This is a genomic window from Pseudomonas sp. 2822-15, assembly GCF_002742515.1.
Classification (GTDB): domain Bacteria; phylum Pseudomonadota; class Gammaproteobacteria; order Pseudomonadales; family Pseudomonadaceae; genus Aquipseudomonas; species Aquipseudomonas salomonii.
This window is the reverse complement of the sequence record NZ_LJRY01000170.1, coordinates 375619-396848: the sequence shown is the minus strand read 5'-3', so window position 1 is coordinate 396848 and position 21230 is coordinate 375619. Positions and strand designations below refer to the sequence as shown.

The 21230-nt window shown below is 61.3% G+C and carries 17 protein-coding genes; 9 read left to right on the top strand and 8 right to left on the bottom strand.

The genetic code is table 11. The features are described from left to right. Nucleotides 1-64: 64 nt before the first annotated feature. Nucleotides 65-904 (top strand): xanthine dehydrogenase accessory protein XdhC, encoded by an 840-nt coding sequence (gene xdhC, locus AOA59_RS07855; RefSeq protein WP_099486722.1) that lies wholly within the window; start codon nt 65-67, stop codon nt 902-904. A gap of 15 nt (nt 905-919) precedes the next feature. Then, complete coding sequence (guaD, locus tag AOA59_RS07850; protein ID WP_099486720.1) at nt 920-2224, top strand: guanine deaminase; 1305 nt, start codon at nt 920-922, stop codon at nt 2222-2224. Nucleotides 2225-2313: 89 nt separating this feature from the next. On the opposite strand, the gene AOA59_RS07845 is transcribed toward guaD, so the two are convergent. Then, the gene (locus AOA59_RS07845) at nt 2314-3078 is read right to left on the bottom strand and encodes a GntR family transcriptional regulator (RefSeq protein ID WP_017134778.1); all 765 of its coding nucleotides are present in this window, start codon (nt 3076-3078) and stop codon (nt 2314-2316) included. A gap of 214 nt (nt 3079-3292) precedes the next feature. Between AOA59_RS07845 and AOA59_RS07840 the strand changes: the two genes are divergently transcribed. Continuing rightward, a complete protein-coding gene (locus AOA59_RS07840; RefSeq protein WP_017134777.1) occupies nt 3293-4483 on the top strand; it encodes a benzoate/H(+) symporter BenE family transporter in 1191 nt (396 codons plus the stop codon). Nucleotides 4484-4519: 36 nt separating this feature from the next. On the opposite strand, the gene AOA59_RS07835 is transcribed toward AOA59_RS07840, so the two are convergent. Beyond that, the gene (locus AOA59_RS07835; RefSeq protein ID WP_099486718.1) at nt 4520-4864 is read right to left on the bottom strand and encodes a YggL family protein; all 345 of its coding nucleotides are present in this window, start codon (nt 4862-4864) and stop codon (nt 4520-4522) included. A 237-nt stretch (nt 4865-5101) separates the two neighbouring features. On the opposite strand from AOA59_RS07835, the gene dacB reads away from it, so the two are divergent. Continuing rightward, entirely contained in the window at nt 5102-6562 is a 1461-nt protein-coding gene (dacB, locus tag AOA59_RS07830) for a D-alanyl-D-alanine carboxypeptidase/D-alanyl-D-alanine-endopeptidase (RefSeq protein ID WP_065929868.1), read from the top strand. Between the two features lie 20 nt (nt 6563-6582). Here dacB and AOA59_RS07825 read toward each other — a convergent pair whose 3' ends face one another. Further along, nucleotides 6583-8967, bottom strand: a complete 2385-nt coding sequence (locus tag AOA59_RS07825) for a diguanylate cyclase (protein WP_099486716.1) — start codon at nt 8965-8967, stop codon at nt 6583-6585. A 151-nt stretch (nt 8968-9118) separates the two neighbouring features. Beyond that, nucleotides 9119-11383: a bifunctional 23S rRNA (guanine(2069)-N(7))-methyltransferase RlmK/23S rRNA (guanine(2445)-N(2))-methyltransferase RlmL gene (gene rlmKL, locus AOA59_RS07820; protein ID WP_056861554.1), complete on the bottom strand. Its 2265-nt coding sequence runs from the start codon at nt 11381-11383 to the stop codon at nt 9119-9121. A gap of 532 nt (nt 11384-11915) precedes the next feature. Between rlmKL and rmf the strand changes: the two genes are divergently transcribed. Further along, on the top strand, nt 11916-12131 hold the full coding sequence (gene rmf / locus AOA59_RS07815) for a ribosome modulation factor (RefSeq protein WP_002553055.1): 216 nt from the start codon (nt 11916-11918) through the stop codon (nt 12129-12131). A 136-nt stretch (nt 12132-12267) separates the two neighbouring features. Here the strand turns inward: rmf and AOA59_RS07810 are convergent, their stop codons facing one another. From AOA59_RS07810 to sctC, 4 genes are all read right to left on the bottom strand, one after another. Continuing rightward, the gene (locus AOA59_RS07810) at nt 12268-13287 is read right to left on the bottom strand and encodes a quinone-dependent dihydroorotate dehydrogenase (protein ID WP_065929870.1); all 1020 of its coding nucleotides are present in this window, start codon (nt 13285-13287) and stop codon (nt 12268-12270) included. Nucleotides 13288-13372: 85 nt separating this feature from the next. Continuing rightward, nucleotides 13373-13786, bottom strand: coding sequence for a transglycosylase SLT domain-containing protein (locus AOA59_RS07805; protein ID WP_065929938.1), 414 nt, complete (start codon nt 13784-13786; stop codon nt 13373-13375). 34 nt (nt 13787-13820) lie between these two features. Then, on the bottom strand, nt 13821-14210 hold the full coding sequence (locus tag AOA59_RS07800; RefSeq protein ID WP_065929871.1) for a winged helix-turn-helix domain-containing protein: 390 nt from the start codon (nt 14208-14210) through the stop codon (nt 13821-13823). A gap of 205 nt (nt 14211-14415) precedes the next feature. Beyond that, entirely contained in the window at nt 14416-15873 is a 1458-nt protein-coding gene (sctC, locus tag AOA59_RS07795; protein ID WP_099486715.1) for a type III secretion system outer membrane ring subunit SctC, read from the bottom strand. Nucleotides 15874-16174: 301 nt separating this feature from the next. Between sctC and AOA59_RS07790 the strand changes: the two genes are divergently transcribed. The 4 genes from AOA59_RS07790 to AOA59_RS07775 all read left to right on the top strand — a co-directional run bounded on the left by AOA59_RS07790 (nt 16175) and on the right by AOA59_RS07775 (nt 21055). Beyond that, nucleotides 16175-17401 carry a CmpA/NrtA family ABC transporter substrate-binding protein gene (locus AOA59_RS07790; protein WP_099486713.1) on the top strand — a complete coding sequence of 409 codons (1227 nt, stop codon included), beginning with the start codon at nt 16175-16177 and terminating at the stop codon, nt 17399-17401. A gap of 13 nt (nt 17402-17414) precedes the next feature. Next, nucleotides 17415-17990: an ANTAR domain-containing response regulator gene (locus tag AOA59_RS07785; RefSeq protein ID WP_099486712.1), complete on the top strand. Its 576-nt coding sequence runs from the start codon at nt 17415-17417 to the stop codon at nt 17988-17990. A 183-nt stretch (nt 17991-18173) separates the two neighbouring features. Then, nucleotides 18174-19385, top strand: a complete 1212-nt coding sequence (locus tag AOA59_RS07780; protein WP_099486710.1) for a NarK/NasA family nitrate transporter — start codon at nt 18174-18176, stop codon at nt 19383-19385. Then, nucleotides 19385-21055, top strand: a complete 1671-nt coding sequence (locus tag AOA59_RS07775) for a bifunctional protein-serine/threonine kinase/phosphatase (protein ID WP_099486896.1) — start codon at nt 19385-19387, stop codon at nt 21053-21055. The genes AOA59_RS07780 and AOA59_RS07775 overlap by 1 nt, the downstream gene beginning before the upstream one ends. Nucleotides 21056-21230 lie beyond the last annotated feature (175 nt).

Sequence of the window (21230 nt, the reverse complement as noted above, 5' to 3'; positions counted from 1 at the left end):
GACGCAGAGCGTCACGGTATGCATTCCCACGCGGAGCGTGGGAACGATCTGACTGGAGGTGACTATGAACAACTGGATCAGCGCCCTCGCCGACCTGCAGAACCAGGGTGAACCCTGCGTGCTGGTGACCATCATCGAAGAGCTCGGCTCCACGCCGCGCAACGCCGGCTCAAAAATGGTGATCAGCGCCGCGCAGACCTTCGACACCATCGGCGGCGGGCACCTGGAATACAAAGCGATGCAGATCGCCCGCGACATGCTGGTGCGTGGCCAGCAGAACACCCATCTGGAGCGCTTCAGCCTCGGCGCCAGCCTGGGCCAGTGCTGCGGCGGCGTGACGGTGTTGCTGTTCGAACCCATGGGCCAGGTGCAGGCGCAGATCGCGGTATTTGGCGCCGGCCATGTCGGCCGCGCCCTGGTGCCGTTGCTGGCGAGCCTGCCGTGCCGAGTGCGCTGGATTGATTCGCGAGATCAAGAGTTTCCGGAACATATCCCTCAGGGCGTGCGTAAAATCGTCAGCGAAGAGCCGGTCGACGAAATTGCCGACCTGCCGGTGGGCAGTTACTGCATCGTGATGACCCACAATCACGCGTTGGACCTGGAACTGACGGCCGCACTGCTCAAGCGCAATGACTTCGCCTATTTCGGCCTGATCGGTTCAAAAACCAAACGGGTCAAGTTCGAACACCGCCTGCGCGATCGCGGCTTCGACACCGCCCACCTGCAACGCATGCGCTGCCCCATGGGCCTCACCGAGGTGAAGGGCAAACTGCCGGTGGAGATCGCCATCTCCATCGCCGGCGAAATCATCGCCACCTATAACGCGAATTTCGGCCAGCACAGTGCGAGCGCCGAACCTATTGCCAAACTGCTGCCCGCCTCGCGTCGCAGCCAAGCTATCTAAACCATTGAGATCACCATGCCTTTGACTCGCAAAGCCTACCGTGCCGCCATTTTGCACAGCATCGCCGACCCCGCCGAAGTGGGGATCGAAGCCTCCTATGAGTATTTCGAAGACGGCCTGCTGGTGATCGATAACGGCCAGATCAGCGCCCTGGGCCACGCCAGCGATTTGCTGCCAACCCTGCCCGCCGACATCGACGTGACCCATTATCAGGATGCGCTGATCACGCCCGGCCTGATCGACACCCACATTCACCTGCCGCAAACCGGCATGGTTGGCGCCTATGGCGAGCAGTTGCTGGATTGGCTCAACACCTACACCTTCCCATGTGAAAGCCAGTTCGCCGACAAGGCCCACGCCGAAGAAGTCGCGGATATCTTCATCAAGGAGTTGCTGCGCAACGGCACCACCACAGCATTGGTGTTCGGCAGCGTGCACCCGCAGTCGGTGAATGCATTCTTTGAAGCCGCCGAGAAACTCGACCTGCGCATGATCGCCGGCAAAGTGATGATGGACCGCAACGCGCCGGACTACCTGACCGACACCGCCGAATCCGGCTACCAGGAAAGCAAGGCGCTGATCGAACGCTGGCACGGCAAGGGCCGTTTGCACTATGCCGTCACGCCACGTTTTGCGCCGACCAGCACCCCGGAACAACTGGCGCTGGCCGGGCAACTGCTGGGCGAATACCCGGACCTGTACATGCAGACGCACATCAGCGAGAACAAACAGGAAGTCGAGTGGGTAAAAGAGCTGTTCCCGGAGCGCAACGGCTACCTGGACGTGTACGACCACTACAAACTGCTGGGCGAGCGCTCGGTGTTTGCCCACGGCGTCCACCTGTGTGACGACGAGTGCGCACGGTTGGCCGAGACCGGTTCGGCCGTGGCGTTCTGCCCGACCTCGAACCTCTTCCTTGGCAGCGGCCTGTTCAACATGCCGATGGCCGAGAAGCACAAGCTGAATGTGGGCCTGGGCACCGACGTGGGCGGCGGCACCAGCTTCTCGCTGCTGCAAACCCTGAATGAAGCCTACAAGGTCATGCAGTTGCAGGGTGCGCGGTTGAGCCCGTTCAAGTCGCTGTACCTGGCCACCTTGGGCGGTGCGCGGGCACTGCGCCTGGAAGACAAGATCGGCACGTTGCAGCCGGGCACGGATGCGGACTTTTTGGTGCTGGACTACAACGCTACGCCGCTGCTCAGCTATCGCTTGAAGCAGGCCAATAACATTGCAGAAACATTGTTTGTGTTGATGACGTTGGGGGATGACCGGACGATTCTACAGACCTACGCGGCCGGCAATCTGGTGCATCAACGCTGATCTGAGCCACACCACAAAAAAATGTGGGAGCTGGCTTGTGTGGGAGCTGACCAGCTCCCACACTTTTAGTCCCAGGCGAACCTGGAAAATTACAGTTTGACTGAAGAACGCCCTGGCTTCTTGGTCTGCAACAAATGCGAGAACACCGCGTGCAAATCATCCGACGCGCTTTCCTCGTCGAGGTTGAGCTTGCTGTCGATGTGATCCATGTGATGCATCATCAAATTCACCGCCAGGGTCGCGTCGCGTGCTTCGATCGCGTCGATCAACTGGGTGTGCTCATCGTAGGAACAGTGCGAGCGGTTGCCGCTTTCGTACTGGGCGATGATCAACGAGGTTTGCGACACCAGGCTGCGCTGGAAACTGATCAGCGGCGCATTCTTCGCGGCTTCGGCGAGCTTCAAGTGGAATTCGCCGGAGAGGCGGATACCGGCACCACGATCACCCCGTGAGAAGCTGTCGCGCTCATCGTTGACCATCTGGCGCAGTTCGGCCAATTGCTCGGCCGTGGCGTGCTGCACCGCAAGCTCAGTGATCGCCCGCTCCACCAGCCGCCGGGCGAGAAATACCTGACGGGCTTCTTCGACACTCGGGCTTGCCACCACCGCACCGCGATTGGGCCGCAGCAGTACCACACCTTCATGGGCCAGGCGCGAGAGCGCGCGGCGGATGATGGTGCGGCTGACGCCGAAGATTTCGCCCAGTGCTTCTTCACTCAATTTGGTACCGGGCGCCAGGCGTTGTTCGAGGATCGCCTCGAAGATATGCGCGTAGACGATATCGTCCTGGGTTCCGCTGCGACCGGCCTTGCCAGCTCGCGGTTGTTTCTTGAGAGGTTGCAACTGTTCGTTCATGGGCACTCGGGTTTGGAGAACGGCGGCGAATTAACGGTAATACGTCAACAGCGTGTTGCTGGCAAGTATCACCTAAAAACAGGGCACATTGTACACAACCCAATGCGCCAACACACTGTACGGCTATTTGTGGTGGCGGCTGTATTGCAATGAGTGGTTACGTTTGAGTTTAGGCTTGAATTCGCTTTTTCCCAGGTAAAAGGAACACCTCTCCATGACCGACGCCACCCAAGCGCCTTTGCGCCCCTTGGCCGACACTTCTGCGTCGGCCGTCGTCGCCGGCTTCATCGCCATGATGACCGGCTACACCAGCTCTCTGGTGCTGATGTTCCAGGCCGGCCAGGCCGCCGGCTTGACCACCGCGCAGATTTCTTCGTGGATCTGGGCGATCTCTATCGGCATGGCGGTGTGCAGCATCGGCCTGTCGTTGCGCTATCGCACGCCGATCACCATTGCCTGGTCTACGCCCGGCGCCGCGCTGCTGATCACCAGCCTGGGCGGTGTGAGTTACGGCGAGGCCATTGGCGCGTATATCACTTGCGCCGTGCTGGTGACGCTGTGCGGGCTGACCGGCAGCTTTGAAAAACTGGTCAAGCGCATTCCCGCCTCGTTGGCGGCGGCGCTGCTGGCGGGGATTCTGTTCAAGATCGGCAGCGAGATTTTCGTCGCCGCGCAACATCGCACCGGGTTGGTGCTGGGGATGTTTTTCACCTATCTGATCATCAAGCGCTTGTCGCCGCGTTATGCCGTGCTGGCCGCGCTGGTCATCGGCACCCTGTTGTCGGGGCTGATGGGCTTGCTGGATTTCAGCGGTTTTCACCTGGAAGTGGCCACACCGGTGTGGACCACGCCGCACTTCTCGCTGGCCGCGACCATCAGCATCGGCATCCCGTTGTTCGTGGTGGCGATGACCTCGCAGAACATGCCCGGCGTTGCCGTGCTGCGCGCCGACGGCTACACCGTGCCCGCCTCGCCCCTGATCACCGCCACCGGCCTGGCCTCGCTGGTACTGGCGCCGTTCGGCTCCCACGGCATCAACCTGGCCGCGATCAGCGCGGCGATCTGCACCGGGCCACACGCCCATGAAGACCGCAACAAGCGCTACACCGCTGCCGTGTGGTGCGGGGTGTTCTACGGGATTGCCGGGGTGTTCGGCGCAACCTTGGCGGCGTTGTTCGCTGCACTGCCCAAGGAACTGGTGCTGTCGATTGCGGCCCTGGCGCTGTTTGGCTCGATCATCAACGGCTTGAGTATCGCCATGAATGAGCCCAAGGAACGGGAAGCGGCGCTGATCACCTTTATGGTCACCGCGTCTGGCTTGACGCTGTTTTCCATCGGCTCGGCGTTCTGGGGGATTGTGGCGGGGGTGTTGACGCTGCTGATTCTGAATTGGCGCAAGGCATAAAAAAACGGCGACCCTAAGGTCGCCGTTTTTTTAGTATCACTTAGCCGCGTTGATCGGCTTTTCCGGATACCACACGTCCAGCAGTGGGCTGACTTCAGCGCTTTTCAGCTCGCTGCGGCCTTTGAGCCAGCTTTCAACAGCTGCACGTTGCTCTTCGTTGACCGAGCCACGCTTCTGCAGGCAAACCAGACCGAAGTCATCGCCGCCGACATAGCCCAGACCGTTGGCTTCCATGGTTTCTTTGATGAATGCTTCGAGGAAAGCATCGGTAGCTTCTTCACTCAGGTCTTCTTTGAAGTCCAGGTTCAGTTCGAAACCCAGCTCTTGAAATTCATCAACGCACAGTTTTTTGCGCAGACGCTGGGAACGGTTAGTCGCCATTGGAACAATCCTCTTAAGTAATAACGGCCGGCACTTTAGCAGTTTAAGCCGACCTTTGCCCGACTCTATGGGACGGGCGGCCATTGGTCTGCAAAAAAACCCGAAATACCCGCTATCGTTCAGCTACAACTGGATCCACCTTGGGGCATAATGCCGACACTTTCGTGACCAATGAGGGATTTTCTTCCATACCCCTCACCTTTTTTCACCCTTCTCAGCAGTAGGGTTTTATTCCTTATGATCAACTCTTTTCGTTCAGTACTCCTTGCCGGTTTTCTTCTACCACTGGCCTTTTCCGTCACCGCCGCGCCGATCAACAACACCCTGCCGCCGAATGTTCAGCAGGCACTGCAGAAAGCCAAAATACCCAATACTTCGCTGTCGCTGGTGATGCTGCCCCTCACCGGGCCTGGCACGCCGACCGTGTTCAACGCTGACGTTTCGGTAAACCCGGCCTCCACCATGAAGCTGGTCACCACCTACGCAGCCCTGGAAATGCTCGGCCCCAACCACCAGTGGAAGACCGAGTTCTATACCGACGGCACCCTCAGCGGTGGCGTGTTGCGCGGCAACCTCTACCTCAAGGGCGGCGGCGACCCCAAGCTGAATATGGAAAAACTCTGGCTGTTGATGCGTGACCTGCGCGCCAATGGCGTGCAGCAAGTCACCGGCGACCTGGTGCTGGACCGCAGCTTCTTCAACCAGCCGCAATTGCCTGAATTCAATGACGACGGCAACGACGAGAACAAGCCGTTCCTGGTCAAGCCGGACGCCCTGCTGGTCAACCTCAAGGCCCTGCGCTTTGTCACCCGCAATGACTCGGGCCGGGTGATCGTGTCGGTCGAGCCGCCGATTGCGAGTATCCGCATCGACAACCAGGTCAAAGTCTCCAACGCCAAGCAATGCACCGGGGACGTGCGCTACAGCCCGGTCACCGCCGCCGATGGCAGCGTCACCGTGACCGTCAGCGGCCAGTTGGGCGATGGCTGCAGCTCCCAGACTTACCTGTCGCTGCTCGACCACGCCACCTACACCGCCGGCGCCGTGCGTGCGATCTGGCAGGAGTTGGGCGGCACCATCCAGGGCCGTGATATCCAGGCACCGGTGCCCAAAGACGCTAAAGTGCTGGCCCGTGCGTTCTCGCCGGACCTGGCGGAAATCATCCGCGACATCAACAAATACAGTAACAACACCATGGCCCAGCAGTTGTTCCTGAGCCTGGGCGCGCAGTTCCGTAACGACGCCGATGGCGATGATGCCAAGGCTGCGCAACGTGTGGTGCGCCAGTGGCTGGCGAAAAAAGGCATCACCGCGCCGCACCTGGTGATGGAGAACGGCTCCGGCCTGTCCCGCGCCGAACGCGTCAGCGCCCGCGAAATGGCGGCCATGCTGCAAGCGGCGTGGAAAGGCCCGTACTCGGCGGAATACATCAGTTCGCTGCCGATTGCCGGCACCGACGGCACCATGCGCAAACGCCTGAAAACCACGGCCCTGCGCGGTGAGGCTCACGTCAAGACCGGCACCTTGAACACCGTGCGCGCCATCGCCGGGTTCAGCCGCGATAACAACGGCAACACCTGGGTGGTGGTGGCAATCCTCAACGACTCGAAGCCATGGGGTGCTTCGTCGGTGCTCGATCAGGTGCTGCTGGATTTGTATCGCCAGCCGAAGCTGACAGCCGCAGCGCCAGTGCTCTAAAGGCCACACAGCGCCCACCTTCAGACGCGCAAGCGTTCGGCTTCCACCCGGTCGCGGCCCGCTTGCTTGGCCACATACACCGCCGAGTCTGCGCGCAGCAGCAGCCCGTCAATCCCTTCATTGATCCGCCAGCTGGCCACACCAAAGCTGGCGGTCACCACGCCCACCACCTCCATCGGTTCGGTGCGCAGCGACTGCCACAACTCCATCGCCAGGCAATAAGCCTGCTCGGCATCGGTATGCGGGCACAGCACCACAAACTCTTCACCGCCCAAACGACAAAACACATCCGTGCGGCGCAGGCGCTGGCCGATGCGTTTGCACACTTCCTGCAACACCCCATCGCCCACCGCATGCCCGTGCTGATCATTGATGCGTTTGAAGTGATCAATATCGAGCATGATCAACGACAATGCGCCCGTGGTTCGGTTGCGCCGGAGCATCTCGGCCTTGAGGCGATCCTGAAAATAACGGCGGTTATGAATGCCCGTCAGCGAGTCGGTAATCGACAGCGCGCGCAGCTCCTCTTCAACCCGCTTCAGATCGGAGATATCCGACACGTAGCCATGCCACAACGTGCCACCGCCGGTTAACTCCTCCGGCGTGGCTTCGCCGCGAATCCAGCGCAGGCCGCGTTGCGGCAACACCACCCGATACTCTTCGCGCCAATGGCTCAACTGCAGTGCCGACAGCCGGATCGACAGGCGCACCCGTTCCACGTCTTGCGGATGAATGCGTTCGAACACCTTGTCCGCGTTTTGCTGCAATACGCCCGTGTCGATTTCATAGATATCGCGCATACCATCGCTGGCATAGATGAAACGCCCTTTCCCCTTGGGTTCAAGGGTGAACTGAAAGATCCCGCCAGGCACGTGGGCACTGAGTTTTTTCAGTAGACGGTCGCGCGCGGCCAACGCCTCGTAGGCGCGCTTTTGTTCGGTCACATCCAGGTAGATCGCCAAGTGCCCGATCCACAGGCCGTAGTCGTCCAGCAACACGGTGGTGAGCATATTCACCGTCAGGTAGCTGCCATTCTCACGCAATAATGTCCACTCGCGCGCCTCGTGCAGGTTGTCCGGGCTTTCCACCAGCATCGCCTGGCTCGCCGGAATACGCTTGCCCAGGGCCACACTTAAACTGGCCGCGCGCGCTTCGAGTTCATGGGCCAGATGCAGGCCTTCCAGAGTCAGTCGCCCCACCACCGCCTCGGCCTTGAACCCGAGCATTTTCTCGGCACCGGCATTGAAGGTGTTGATCACACCCCGCAGGTCAGTGGCAATGATCGCAACATGGGTGGCGGCGTTCAGCACACTGCGCAATTGCCCGTGGGCGGCGCGAAGCTCCTGCTCACGCAGGTGCAACTGCTGTGTGCGTTGTTCCACCAGCTTGAGCGCACGCTGGCGCTGGCTGACCAACACATACAGCAACGCACTGAGCAGCAGGCTGAGGAGCACGCCCATGGCCAGGAGGGTGTGCATCGAGGAGTGATTGGCCTGGTCGAACACCTGGCTGGCGCGAATGCTCAAGGCATACACATGGTCGCCGAGGGTGAGGCGGCGCGTGGCGACCAGGCCGCTGTCGCCCACCGCGTTGCCGGACGCATACAGCACACGTTGCTGCGTGTCGGAGGTGTCGACGATCTGCATCACCAGGTTGTCGCGGCCGGGCTTGGGCAAACCATCGGCGACCAGTTGGCGCATGCTGATCACTGCCATCACATAACCATAGGGCTCGGTGTCGGCGGGTTTGTTCACGGGCGCCACCAGCAAAACGCCGGCAGCATAAGCCGGTTCTACGCCCACCAACTGCATGGGCTGGGACACCGCAGGCCGGCCGCTGCTTTGCACCCGCTCAAGCACCGAACGGCGTAGTGGCTGGGCCAACAGGTCGAACCCCAAGGGTGACCCCAGCAAGCTTTGGGTCTGGCTGTACAACACCGGCACATACTCGTCGCGCTCGGGTGCAGGCGCCAGTTCACCCGCAGCGTTCAACTCTCGAATGGCGAAAGGTGTACCCCGCTGACGCGAGATTTCCTGTTCAAAAGCACTGCGTTGTTCGCGAAATATACGCGGCGCCCAGGCATAGGCGCGGGCGCGCAGAAGCAAAGGCTTGGCGAAACCATCGAACTCGGCGCGGGACACGTCACTGGAATTGACGAAGAAACGCTGCAGGCTGGCCAGGCGTTGCTCCTGGTCTTCGAAACGCTCCTGAAGGCGGGTGTAGCGCTCGTTGACCATCAACTGAAAACGCTGGCGCACTTGCTGCTGGTAGAGGTCGGCGGTCGCCCAGGCGACGATGACCGTCAGCGCCCCACCTGCCAATAACACCACCAATGCCACCAGCCAAGCCGACGCCTGCTCACTGATAAAGCCTAGTATTTTCGGGCGAACGGCTTGCATCGGCATAGGCAACACTCACAACGCCAGCGTGCGGGGGGTGTCACTTTGGCTAGGCGTTAAGTTATAGCCATGAGGCCGGCGTTTGACCAGTGCAAAAAAGCCGCAAGCCCGGAATAGTCCGGGCTTGCGGCTTTTTGGTGCAGCTTGAGTGTGGCGATCAGCGCGCGGTGATTTTCCACGCCCGGTGAATCTTCGCGTTACGTGCGAAATCCGGGTCCAGGGTCTTGTCGCTGATTTCCTCGACCGCGTAGCGCTCGCTGAGGTTGTCCTCCAGCACGAACTTGCGGAAGTTGTTCGAGAAGTACAGCACGCCGCCAGGCGCCAGGCGCGCCATGGCCAGGTCGAGCAACTGCACGTGGTCACGCTGCACGTCGAAGATGCCTTCCATGCGCTTGGAGTTGGAGAAGGTCGGCGGGTCGATGAAGATCAGGTCGAACTCATCACGGCTGGCCTCCAGCCAGGCCATCACATCACCCTGCTCCAGGCGGTTCTTGTCAGAGAAACCATTAAGGGAGAAGTTGCGACGCGCCCAGTCCAGGTAAGTCTTGGACAAGTCGACGCTGGTGGTGCTGCGCGCGCCGCCCTTGGCTGCGTGCACACTCGCGGTGGCGGTGTAGCAATACAGGTTGAGGAAACGCTTGCCGGCCGCTTCCTTCTGGATGCGCATGCGCATCGGGCGATGGTCGAGGAACAGGCCGGTGTCCAGGTAGTCGGTGAGGTTGACCAGCAGCTTCACGCCGCCTTCGCTGACCTCGGTGAACTTGCCTTGGGCGCTTTGACGTTCGTACTGTTTGGTGCCGCTCTGACGTTCGCGACGCTTGACCACCACGCGGCTCTTGTCGACGTTCAGCGCCTGGGGAATCGCGGCCAGCGCATCGAACATACGCGCAGAAGCTTTTTCCGGGTCGATGGATTTGGGCGCGGCATATTCCTGCACATGCACCCAATCGTGGTAAAGGTCGATGGCCATGGAGTATTCCGGCATATCGGCGTCGTACACACGGTAGCAGTCCACGCCTTCGCGCTTGGCCCATTTGCCCAACTGCTTGAGGTTCTTTTGCAGGCGGTTGGCGAACATCTGCCCGCCTTCGCTGAGGCGCGCCTGCTCAACCACCGGGGCTGGAGCCGGCTTGATCGGGTTGCCGTTCTTGTTGTACTGGCGCTCGACCGGCTCGGTCGGGGCTTGATCGTAAGCCGCTTGCTCACGCTCGGCCTGACGCTGTTCCGGAGTGCGGCGCTCGCCAGTGACGAACTGGTCCGGGTTGACCTTGATCAGCAGCAACTTGCACGGCAACGCGCCGTTCCAGAACGAATACTGTTTGTGGCTGCGGATGCCCATGCGCTTGCCCAGGTCCGGCGCGCCGGTGAACACTGCGGCTTCCCAGCCCATGCACGCCTGGCGCAGACGCTCACCAAGGTTCTGGTAGAGGTACAACAGGCTGGCTTCGTCACCCAGGCGCTCGCCGTAGGGCGGGTTGCAGATCACCAGGCCTTTCTGGTTCTGGTCCGGGCGCGGCTCGAAAGTGCCGACTTCGCCCTGGTACACCTTGATCCAGTGGCTTAAGCCTGCGCGTTCGATGTTGTTACGCGCGGGTTGGATCAGGCGCGGGTCGGCTTCGTAGCCACGTACCCACAATGGCGGTTTGTTCATGCCGATGGCGGCACGCTCGGTGGCCTCGGTGTGCAGCTTCTTCCACAGCGCCGGCACGTGACCGAGCCAGGTGGTGAAGCCCCACAGTTCACGATTCAGGTTGGGCGCCATGTCGGCGGCGATCATTGCGCCTTCCACCAGGAAGGTGCCCACGCCACACATCGGGTCCGTCAGCGCGCCACCTTCGGCCGCAATGCGCGGCCAGCCGGCGCGGATCAGGATCGCGGCGGCCAGGTTTTCCTTCAACGGTGCGGCGCCCTGCTGCAAGCGATAACCGCGCTGGTGCAGGCTGTGGCCGGACAGGTCAAGGGAAAGGATGGCTTCGCCACGGTCCAGGCGCAGGTGAATGCGCAGGTCCGGGTTGATCTTGTCGATGGACGGACGTTCGCCGGTCGGGGTGCGCAGCTTGTCGACAATCGCATCCTTGACCTTCAGCGCGCCGAAGTGGGTGTTGTCGATGCCCGAGCCGTGGCCACTGAATTCAACGGCCAGGGTGCCGTCCGGGACCATGTGGTCGGCCCATTCGATATCCAGCACGCCGTGATACAGGTCTTCGGCGTCCTTCATCGGGAAGCGCTTGAGTACCAGCAGCACGCGGTTGGCCAGGCGCGACCAGAGGCACAGGCGGTAGGCGGTTTCCATGTCGGCCATGCCGCGCACGGCCGAGGTGTGCTCGCGCGCGTCTTCAAGGCCAAGCCCGACGGCTTCCTCGATTAGCAGGCCTTCGAGGCCCTTGGGGCAGGTGAGGAAGAGTTCAAAACGGTCCGACATGGGGCATTCCAGGCTTTTCAGCAATAAATGAACGGGCGACGCATCGCCGGCTCGGTTTTCAATCAAGCACTTTTCTTGAAGAGTGCTCGCGTGGCACGAATGTGCCGTTCCACCCCGGCTGCCGGGCGTTTGAGCCTTTATTGCCGGGGCAGATAAATAAATCATCGCAACAAAAAGAAATATTCCGACCCTTCGTCGAATAATAACCGACTGCAACGGGCGGGCATTCTCACTAAAGGATTAAACCCATCCTCTATGCAGGGCACATCATAGCTGGGTTTGCCTATTAAATGGGGCGAAAAGCCATCCCAGCTTATGGCTATAGCATCGTTATCGTTACGTGCTTATGACAAAACGATCATTGAATCCATGTGACCTATTGGTTAGAACTCAACACAGGTTGGCGCCGTAACGACGCCGACACATAGGCTCGCCACGCCGGCAGCGAGCCCACCAACGGCAGGAAAACCCTGCCCGGCCCCACGCGGGGCCGAAGGATATCTAGACAGTCAACAAGTGAGGGAAACACCCTATGAGAAGACTTAAGCGTGATCCGTTGGAAAGAGCATTTTTACGCGGATATCAATATGGCGTTCATGGTAAATCCCGTGAGCTTTGCCCATTTACTCTACCGTCGGTACGTCAAGCCTGGATCAACGGCTGGCGAGAAGGACGCGGCGACAACTGGGACGGTATGACTGGCACTGCGGGAATCCACAGACTCAACGAACTTCACGCCGTCGGCTGACACGGGGCACTTAATCCGACAACCACCTTGAAGATTTTGTAACGACTTAACCACGCACGTCCTATCCGGGCGGCGGGCTTCGGCCCAGGGGGCTCCTTTTGGAGCCCTTTTTAATGCGCGGAAATTGGCTGATCTATCAGCGCAACGCCGCGATGGCATCCACCGACTCGCGAATCAACGCCGGGCCTTTGTAGATGAAGCCGGAATAGAGTTGCACCAGGCTTGCGCCGGCAGCGATTTTCTCGGCTGCGTGCTTGCCTTCGGTAATCCCGCCCACGGCGATGATCGGCAAACGCCCCGCCAGCTCGGCGGCCAGCACCTTGACGATATGGGTACTCTGGTCCCGCACCGGCGCGCCCGACAGGCCGCCCGCTTCGTCACCATGGGCCAGCCCTTCAACGCCGACGCGGCTTAAGGTGGTGTTGGTAGCGATCACCGCATCCATGCCCGAATCCACCAGGGCCTGGGCAACCAGCACGGTTTCTTCATCGCTCATGTCCGGGGCAATCTTGATCGCCAACGGCACACGCTTGCCATGGCGCACGGCGAGGTCTTCCTGGCGCTGGCGCAAGGCTTCGAGCAATTGCTTGAGGGAATCGCCAAACTGCAGACTGCGCAGGCCTGGCGTGTTGGGCGAACTGACGTTGACCGTGACATAGCTGGCGTGGGCGTAGACCTTGTCCAGGCAGATCAGGTAATCATCCACAGCGCGCTCGACCGGCGTGTCGAAGTTCTTGCCGATATTGATGCCGAGAATGCCGTTGTATTTCGCGGCTTGAACCCGCGACAGCAAGTGATCAACACCCAGGTTGTTGAAGCCCATGCGGTTGATGATTGCTTCGGCTTCGGGCAAACGGAAGATACGTGGCTTCGGGTTGCCCGGCTGCGGACGGGGCGTCACGGTGCCGATCTCGACAAAACCGAACCCTAATTGCGCAAAACCATCGATGGCTGCGCCGTTCTTGTCCAGGCCGGCAGCCAGCCCGACCGGGTTGGGGAAATCGAGCCCCATCACCGACACCGGCATTTTTGCCGGAGCCTTGCATACCAGGCCATTGAGCCCCAGGCGGCCACCGGCACCGATCAGGTCCAGTGACAGATCGTGGGAGGTTTCCGGGGAAAGTTTGAACAACAGCTGGCGGGCCAGGGTATACATGGGCGGGCTAGACTCGGATGGCGGCGAAAGGTGGCGCGATTATAGCCGGGGTGGCACGCCGGGTGCGAGGCGTGCCGCCCAATCATCACGGGCGCTGTGCAACCAACGCCTCATACTGCGCCCAGATTTTTTCGGCATACCGCAGGCGCAATGCCTCGCGCCCAGGTGCCGGCCCGGCATTATAGGAACCCACGGCTGTCCAGTTGTAACCGAAGCGCTGGATGAAGTCGGCCAGGATCGAAGCGCCCACTTCGACCGATAAACAAGGGTCGCTCAGCAACCTTTCTTCGGTAATCCCCTGCTTGGCCAGACGCGGCAAGTGCATGCTATTGATTTGCATCAGGCCTATATCCCGCGAGCCATCACTATTGCTTTGGTTCATCGCGCCGCCGCGTGCGCCCGACTCCACCACAGCGATGGCCTGCAACAGCTCCGGCTCGATGTCGTAGCGACGGGCAACGTCATCCCAGCAACTGGCCCAGGCCTGATGACTGCCCATCAGCAGGCTCAACAGCACGCCCTTGCCCAGACGCCTAATCACGTTGCACCTGGCCACAGGCCGAACAGACGCGCTGCACGCGCCCCGCCCCTGGGTGGTGCCGGACGGTGACGGCACACGTAAAGCGATAACCCCTGCCGTATATGGTCTTGATAAAGCCCTTGTCTTTCCTCAAGTGCTTGCGCAATTCGTAGATACAACGGGTGAGTGACTCCTCCGCGACTTCGCCACGGGACCAGGCCTGCTCAAGTAAACGATCCTTGGTCATCAGCACACCATCGGATGCCAGCAGCAACCGCAGCACCTGCCACTCCTTGGGCGGCAGCTGAATATCCACACCCTCGCCCGTCAAACGGCCATCTGCCTGCAGGGTCCACCCGGCAAAAAACCATGCGGCCGTCAGCCCTTCATCCACGAGGGTCATATTCACCTCTGCACCTGACTACTGACATTGAATTCCTTGTTTCCAGAAACGGCCGATACGTCAACCCCGCGACTATAAAAAGCTGGCAGCAGAACAACGTTAGGAAAAACCCTATGAAATCGAAGCTTTCGGCGGGAAGTGCGTAGGACTTTTCTCGACTATCGGCAGCCAAGGCCCGTCAAAACGTTGATAGGCGCTCAAAGGGTTAGTTGCTGTCAGGGACTTCGGGGGCTTCGCGCACGAATGCGCGTTGCACGCGCGCATGCTGGCTTTGTGTCAGTGGCGGGGGCCCAACGGCACCGGCCAACATCCGTGGTTCGCCGCCAACCGCTCGGGCCTGGATCACAAATAGACGGACTTCGGCTCGTCGGCCTTGACTCGCGTCGCCCTCACGAGGAAAACCACCCAGCCACAGGCGCCTGCCTTGGGGCACCCGCACCACCGTACTGATGCCTACTCGCCCCACTGCCCCCGCCGAATCAGGCTTGTGTACGCTGCCCAGTTGACGGCCATCTTCAAGGACCAACTGCATTTCAATCTGATTGGCTGCGGCAAAGCGGGGTAGCACACTGGCTTCGGTGCCATACCCCACCGGCTGCCAATCGCCACTGTCGGCGCCGGGCCTGGGCAGGTAAAAAGTATGGTTGTCCTGGAAAACCGCCGGCACATTCTCCTGGGTGAGGATCACCGGGAATGCAGTGACCCGGGCCTTGCGCCGACGCTCCAGCACACCCAGTTGTGCCATCAAACGGCTGTCATCCAAAGGTTCCAATACGCGTGTCACGGCGGCCCCGAAGCTGGTTTCCTGCGCCCAGGCCGCGCCCATCTTGTCAAATTCTCGGCGATCGACATCAATCTGCCACAGCGCTACTTCGATCGGCCGCTTGGGCTTGTCCAGTTCCGCCACCAGCTCTTCGATCGCCTTGACCTGATCAGGCTTGCCCTTGATCAATAAACTGTTGGAGTCAGGATAAGCCATCACCAAAAGGCTCTTGTCAGCGAGCAGGCCTGGGGGGCGCTGCGTGGCATCCTGCTGTTCGATGGCCAGCAGGTTTTCAATAATCGTGGCCATTCCCGGCACATTGACCTGCTCGTCGCCCATGACGTACTGACGGTCGGCCACGTGAGTATTGAACACCTGAACCACCCCGAAAGCCTGCTTGCCCACCCGTACTTCGGAGCGCGGCCTGTCCATCAGTTGAGCCAGGTGCAGCACCTGATCCACATAGTTGGGGGGCCCGGACACATAGAACGTGCGCGCACCGCTTTCCCTGAGGGGATAACGTGATTCATCCAGCCCCGAGCGGCGCATGAACCCGCGCAATCGCTCGACCGGAATGTGCCGCAGCGACACCGCCGAGCCTTTCGCTTCGCCCGCGCCATACACATACAGCACCTGCCCATCGCTGTACCAGATCAGGCCCTGTTGCTCGGCCACGGTCATCAGCGTGTGCTGCGCAGCCTCCAGATCGAAAGTACCCGTGAGGCGTTTACGCGCCACTTCACGGCTGACGACAACCGGCAACCCCAGGGGCAACGACAACGCGGTAAAAAAGGTATGCAGGCTTTCATCCCGCGCCTGATAGCTCTGCCCCCAGGCGGGAACATTGGCCCACAGCACTGCACAGCACAGCAGCCAGCGGCATAGCCGTGGGTAACTCATCGGTGGTCGCTCTTGATGCTCGTGCATGATGATCGCGGAATCGAAAGACACCGTCGGGGTTCCTGGCAGTCTGGCGCAAAGAAGCGGCCATACTGAAAGGCACTCGAGTTTCAATCTTGATGGAAAGGTGACGACAGCCCACGCCCGTCTACCCGTGGCATGTGCCTTGCTATGAACTCTGCATCAGAGCCCGCACCAACGTCGGAGCAGGCTTACAGACAAAGGCGTCGTTACCCGGCAATGGCTTGCACTGCCATGCGAAGGAGCGATGCTTTTTTTTTGACAGAAAAGGTAGGTGTTGATGAACGACTCGGTCGGCAACAGCCCGGTGAACACCCCACTGGCGTGGGTCAACGGCAGTGACGCCCCGGAAAAGAGCAGCCTGGACCTGGGCTTCATGGCACTCACCGACTGCGCTTCGCTGGTTGTCGCCGCCACCCAGGGGTTTGCCCAACCTTACGGGTTGACGCTTAACCTCAAGCGCCAATCCTCCTGGGCCGGCCTGCGTGACAAACTGGTCAGCGGTGAACTGGACGCCGCCCACAGCCTGTATGGGTTGATCTATGCCGTGCACCTGGGCATCGGCGGGGTAGCGCCCACCGATATGGCGGTGCTGATGGGCCTCAACCAGAACGGCCAGAGCATCAACCTGTCCCACGGCCTGCAACAGCAGGGCGTGACCACTCCTGAGGCACTCGACCGCCATGTGCACCAAAGCCGGACAAAGCTGACGTTCGCACAGACATTTCCCACCGGCACCCACGCCATGTGGCTGTATTACTGGCTGGCGAGCCAAGGCATTCACCCTTTGCAAGATGTCGACAGTGTGGTGGTGCCGCCGCCGCAGATGATCGCGCACCTGCAAGCCGGGCGCATTGACGGTTTTTGTGTCGGGGAGCCCTGGTGCGCCAGTGCAGTCAAGCAAAACCAGGGGTTCACCCTGGCCACTACCCAGTCGATCTGGCCGAACCATCCAGAAAAAGTGCTCGGCTGCACCCGGGCATTCGTCGATCAATACCCGAACACCGCCCGCGTACTGGTTATGGCGATCCTCGAGGCCAGCCGTTTCATCGAACAAAGCCAGGAAAACCGCCGCTCCACCGCACAACTGCTCAGCGCCCGCGAGTACCTCGATGCGCCGCTCGACTGCATCGAACCGCGCCTGCTGGGAGCTTATGACGACGGCCTCGGCAGCCAGTGGCAAGACCCGCACGCCCTGCGCTTTTTTGCCGATGGCGAAGTGAACCTGCCCTACCTCTGCGATGGCATGTGGTTCATGACTCAGTTTCGCCGCTGGGGCCTGCTGCGCGAAGACCCGGACTACCTGGGCGTGGCCCGCCAGGTGCAGCAACTGGACCTGTACCGCCAAGCCGCGGCTGCGGTTGGCGTCCCGGCCGGCGCCCCAGACATGCGCAGCAGCCAGTTGATCGACGGCAAAATCTGGGACGGCTCCGACCCCGCCGCCTACGCCCGCAGCTTCCGCCTGCATGCCCTGGCGGACCTTACCAGCCGCCAGGCACTGCGCTGACAGGACCACGACTATGTTACGAATCCTGTTGATCAACGACACCCCGCGCAAGGTCGGGCGCCTCAAAGCCGCCTTGACCGAAGCCGGTTTCGAGGTGATCGATGAGTCCGGCCTGACCATCGACCTGCCGGCGCGCGTCGAAACGGTGCGCCCGGACGTGATCCTGATCGATACCGAGTCACCTGGCCGCGATGTGATGGAGCAAGTGGTGCTGGTCAGCCGCGACCAGCCGCGCCCAATCGTGATGTTCACCGATGAGCACGACCCGAATGTGATGCGCCAGGCGATCCAGTCCGGGGTCAGCGCCTACATCGTCGAAGGCATTCAGGCCCAGCGCCTGCAGCCGATTCTCGACGTGGCCATGGCCCGCTTTGAAAGCGACCAGGCCTTGCGCGCCCAGCTCCAGGCCCGCGACCAACAGTTGGCCGAGCGCAAGCGCATCGAGTTGGCCAAGGGCATGCTGATGAAAATGAAGCACTGCAATGAGGAAGAGGCCTACACCCTGATGCGCCGCCAGGCCATGAGCCGCCAGCAGAAACTGATCCAGGTGGCCGAGCAGATCATCGCCATGAGCGAACTGCTCGGCTGAACTGGCGCAGCTCTTGCTAAGCAATCAACACAGGTAGCCAACGGCGGTTGCCCCTTCTACGACAAAGACGTCGCCCATCCGGTTTGCACTCGCGAACTCGATGGCGGCGTTTTTTTTCGTTTTGGCCCCGGCGATTGGGGCCAACAGGCCTTCTGACAAGACCCCCAACCGTTGAGGTGCGTGATGAAATCAAGCTTCTGGAAATCCGGGCACACCCCGACCCTGTTTGCCGCGTTCCTGTATTTCGACCTGAGCTTCATGGTCTGGTACCTGCTGGGGCCACTGGCGGTGCAGATTGCCGCCGACCTGCACCTGACCACCCAGCAACGCGGCCTGGTAGTGGCCACGCCGATTCTGGCGGGTGCGGTGCTGCGCTTTTTGATGGGCATGCTGGCCGACAAGCTGTCGCCCAAGACCGCCGGGCTGATCGGCCAGGTGATTGTGATTGCCGCCCTGTTCGGCGCCTGGAAACTCGGCATCCATAGCTACGAACAAGCCCTGTTGCTGGGCGTGTTCCTGGGCATGGCCGGTGCTTCCTTTGCCGTTGCGCTGCCCTTGGCCTCCCAGTGGTACCCCGCCGAGCACCAGGGCAAAGCCATGGGCATCGCCGGCGCCGGCAACTCCGGCACCGTGTTTGCCGCATTGCTGGCGCCGGTGCTGGCCGCCGCATTTGGCTGGAGCAATGTGTTCGGCTTCGCGCTGATCCCACTGGTGCTGACGCTGATCGTGTTCGCCTGGTTGGCGCGCAATGCGCCCGAGCGCCCGAAAGCCAAATCCATGGCCGACTACTTCAAGGCCCTGGGCGACCGCGACAGCTGGTGGTTCATGTTCTTCTACAGCGTGACGTTCGGCGGCTTTATCGGCCTGGCCAGCGCCCTGCCCGGCTACTTCAACGATCAATACGGGCTGAGCCCGGTGACCGCTGGTTACTACACCGCCGCCTGTGTATTTGGCGGCAGCCTGATGCGCCCATTGGGCGGCGCGCTGGCCGACCGCTTCGGCGGGATCCGCACCCTGCTCGGCATGTATGGCGTGGCAGCGACCTGCATCGCCGCCGTGGGTTTCAACCTGCCCAGTTCCTACGCCGCACTGGCGCTTTTCGTCTGCACCATGCTCGGCCTTGGCGCAGGTAATGGCGCGGTGTTCCAGCTGGTGCCCCAGCGTTTTCGCCGCGAGATCGGCGTGATGACCGGCCTGATCGGCATGGCGGGCGGCATCGGCGGCTTTGCCCTGGCGGCAGGCATGGGCGCAATCAAACAAAGCACCGGCAGTTATCAGCTGGCCTTGTGGTTGTTTGCCAGCCTGGGCGTGTTGGCCTGGTTCGGCCTGCACGGCGTCAAGCGTCGCTGGAGAACGACGTGGGGCTCGGCCGCCGTGACCGCCGCACGCGTCTGATGAGCCTGCAACTGAGCGTTGCCCAGGCCAGCGCCATCGGCCCGCGCGCACAAAACCAGGACGCTCTGCGGGTGGTCACGCCCATGCCGGAACTGGCCGCGAGCAAGGGTTACCTGTGCGCCATCGCCGATGGTGTCAGCCAATGCGCCGACGGTGGCCTGGCCGCCCGTTCGACCTTGCAGGCGCTGGCCCTGGACTACTACGCCACGCCGCAAACCTGGGGCGTGGCCCAGGCCCTGGAGCGCTTGTTACTGGCGCAGAACCGCTGGTTGCAGGCCAACGGCGGTGGCCAGCCGCTGCTGACCACCCTCAGCGCCCTGGTCTTTCGCGGCCAACGCTTCACCCTGGCGCATGTGGGTGATTGCCGGGTGTATCGCTGGCTGGATGGCGAGTTGCAGCGCATCACGCAAGACCATGTGTGGGAGCAACCGGGCATGCAGCACGTGCTCAAGCGCGCCCTCGGCCTGGATCAACACCTGGTATTGGATTTTCTCGACGGTGAACTGCGCGAAGGCGAGTGCTTCCTGCTGCTCAGCGATGGCGTGTGGGCCACGTTGGGCGACCACAGCATCAGCGCAATCCTGCGCGAACAACCCGATCTCGACGCGGCGGTGAACACCCTAGTGAATGCCGCGCACCTGGCCGCCAGCCAGGACAATGCCAGCGCGCTGCTGGTGCGTATCGACCAGCTCGGCGCCGCGACCCTGGGCGATGCGCTGGTGCAGTTGCAGCAATGGCCGCTGCCACCGCCCCTGAAGGCCGGGCAACGCTTTGAAGGCTGGCAGGTTGAAAGCCTGCTGGCGCAAAGCCGACAGTCATTGCTGTACCGCGTGCGCGATGCCCAGCAGCAACCTTGGCTGTTGAAAACCTTGCCGCTCAACCGCGACGATGACACCGATGCCGGCCAAGCCTTGCTGTCGGAAGAATGGTTTCTGCGCCGAGTGGCGGGCCGCGCATTTCCTGAAGTGCATGCAGCCAGCGGGCGTCAGCATTTGTACTACGTGATGCGTGAATATTCGGGGCAGACCCTCGCCCAACTGTTCCAGCAACAAGGCCCGCTGCCCCTGGCGCAATGGCAGTCCATTGCCGAGCGTTTGCTGCGGGCAGTGGGCCTGCTGCATCGACGGCAGATCCTGCACCGTGACATCAAGCCGGAAAACCTGCTGCTGGGCGATGATGGCGAGTTGCGTGTGCTGGATTTCGGCCTGGCTTACTGCCCGGGGCTTTCCGAGGACCGCGCCCATTTGCTGCCTGGCACCCCGAGTTTTATCGCGCCCGAAGCCTTCAGTGGCGAACGTCCTACGCCGCACCAGGATTTATACAGTGTCGGTGTCACGCTCTATTACCTGCTCACCGGGCATTACCCCTACGGTGAAATCGAAGCCTTCCAACGGCCACGTTTCGCCCAGCCCGTCAGCGCCAGTCGTTACCGCCCCGATTTACCGGACTGGTTGCCGTTAAGCCTGGAACGCGCTGTGGCCGCACAGCCCGCAGAGCGCTATGAAACCGCCGAGGAATGGTTGCTGGTGCTGGAACAGGCCGACCGCCGTGAATTGAGCGTACGACCCAAACCCCTGCTGGAGCGCGAGCCGCTCAAGGTCTGGCAAACCCTGGCAACCGTCTCGCTGCTGATCAATCTGGTGCTGCTGTACTGGCTGCTGCACCACTAGGGGGCGATTTACCACACAGTATCGATGGCAATCCCAATAAAGCCGGCGCCTGGCGACTTGGCACAACCGCTGCATTAGCTTCATCAACAACTCACATATAGCCGCCCCTTCAACGTCGAAGGGCCGAGCTTCCCGAGAGAACGGGACCGGACAAAGGTGTCCTCGCCAGGTAACT

Excerpts from the sequence above, each read along its gene's own strand:
- sctC (WP_099486715.1), bottom strand. The coding sequence starts at position 15,873 with ATGAGTTACCCACGGCTATGCCGCTGGCTGCTGTGCTGTGCAGTGCTG.
- AOA59_RS07800 (WP_065929871.1), bottom strand. The coding sequence starts at position 14,210 with ATGACCCTCGTGGATGAAGGGCTGACGGCCGCATGGTTTTTTGCCGGG.
- xdhC (WP_099486722.1), top strand. The coding sequence starts at position 65 with ATGAACAACTGGATCAGCGCCCTCGCCGACCTGCAGAACCAGGGTGAA.
- dacB (WP_065929868.1), top strand. The coding sequence starts at position 5,102 with ATGATCAACTCTTTTCGTTCAGTACTCCTTGCCGGTTTTCTTCTACCA.
- rmf (WP_002553055.1), top strand. The coding sequence starts at position 11,916 with ATGAGAAGACTTAAGCGTGATCCGTTGGAAAGAGCATTTTTACGCGGA.
- AOA59_RS07825 (WP_099486716.1), bottom strand. The coding sequence starts at position 8,967 with ATGCCGATGCAAGCCGTTCGCCCGAAAATACTAGGCTTTATCAGTGAG.
- AOA59_RS07785 (WP_099486712.1), top strand. The coding sequence starts at position 17,415 with ATGTTACGAATCCTGTTGATCAACGACACCCCGCGCAAGGTCGGGCGC.
- AOA59_RS07845 (WP_017134778.1), bottom strand. The coding sequence starts at position 3,078 with ATGAACGAACAGTTGCAACCTCTCAAGAAACAACCGCGAGCTGGCAAG.
- AOA59_RS07810 (WP_065929870.1), bottom strand. The coding sequence starts at position 13,287 with ATGTATACCCTGGCCCGCCAGCTGTTGTTCAAACTTTCCCCGGAAACC.
- AOA59_RS07790 (WP_099486713.1), top strand. The coding sequence starts at position 16,175 with ATGAACGACTCGGTCGGCAACAGCCCGGTGAACACCCCACTGGCGTGG.
- AOA59_RS07835 (WP_099486718.1), bottom strand. The coding sequence starts at position 4,864 with ATGGCGACTAACCGTTCCCAGCGTCTGCGCAAAAAACTGTGCGTTGAT.
- rlmKL (WP_056861554.1), bottom strand. The coding sequence starts at position 11,383 with ATGTCGGACCGTTTTGAACTCTTCCTCACCTGCCCCAAGGGCCTCGAA.
- AOA59_RS07780 (WP_099486710.1), top strand. The coding sequence starts at position 18,174 with ATGAAATCAAGCTTCTGGAAATCCGGGCACACCCCGACCCTGTTTGCC.
- guaD (WP_099486720.1), top strand. The coding sequence starts at position 920 with ATGCCTTTGACTCGCAAAGCCTACCGTGCCGCCATTTTGCACAGCATC.
- AOA59_RS07840 (WP_017134777.1), top strand. The coding sequence starts at position 3,293 with ATGACCGACGCCACCCAAGCGCCTTTGCGCCCCTTGGCCGACACTTCT.
- AOA59_RS07805 (WP_065929938.1), bottom strand. The coding sequence starts at position 13,786 with ATGGGCAGTCATCAGGCCTGGGCCAGTTGCTGGGATGACGTTGCCCGT.
- AOA59_RS07775 (WP_099486896.1), top strand. The coding sequence starts at position 19,385 with ATGAGCCTGCAACTGAGCGTTGCCCAGGCCAGCGCCATCGGCCCGCGC.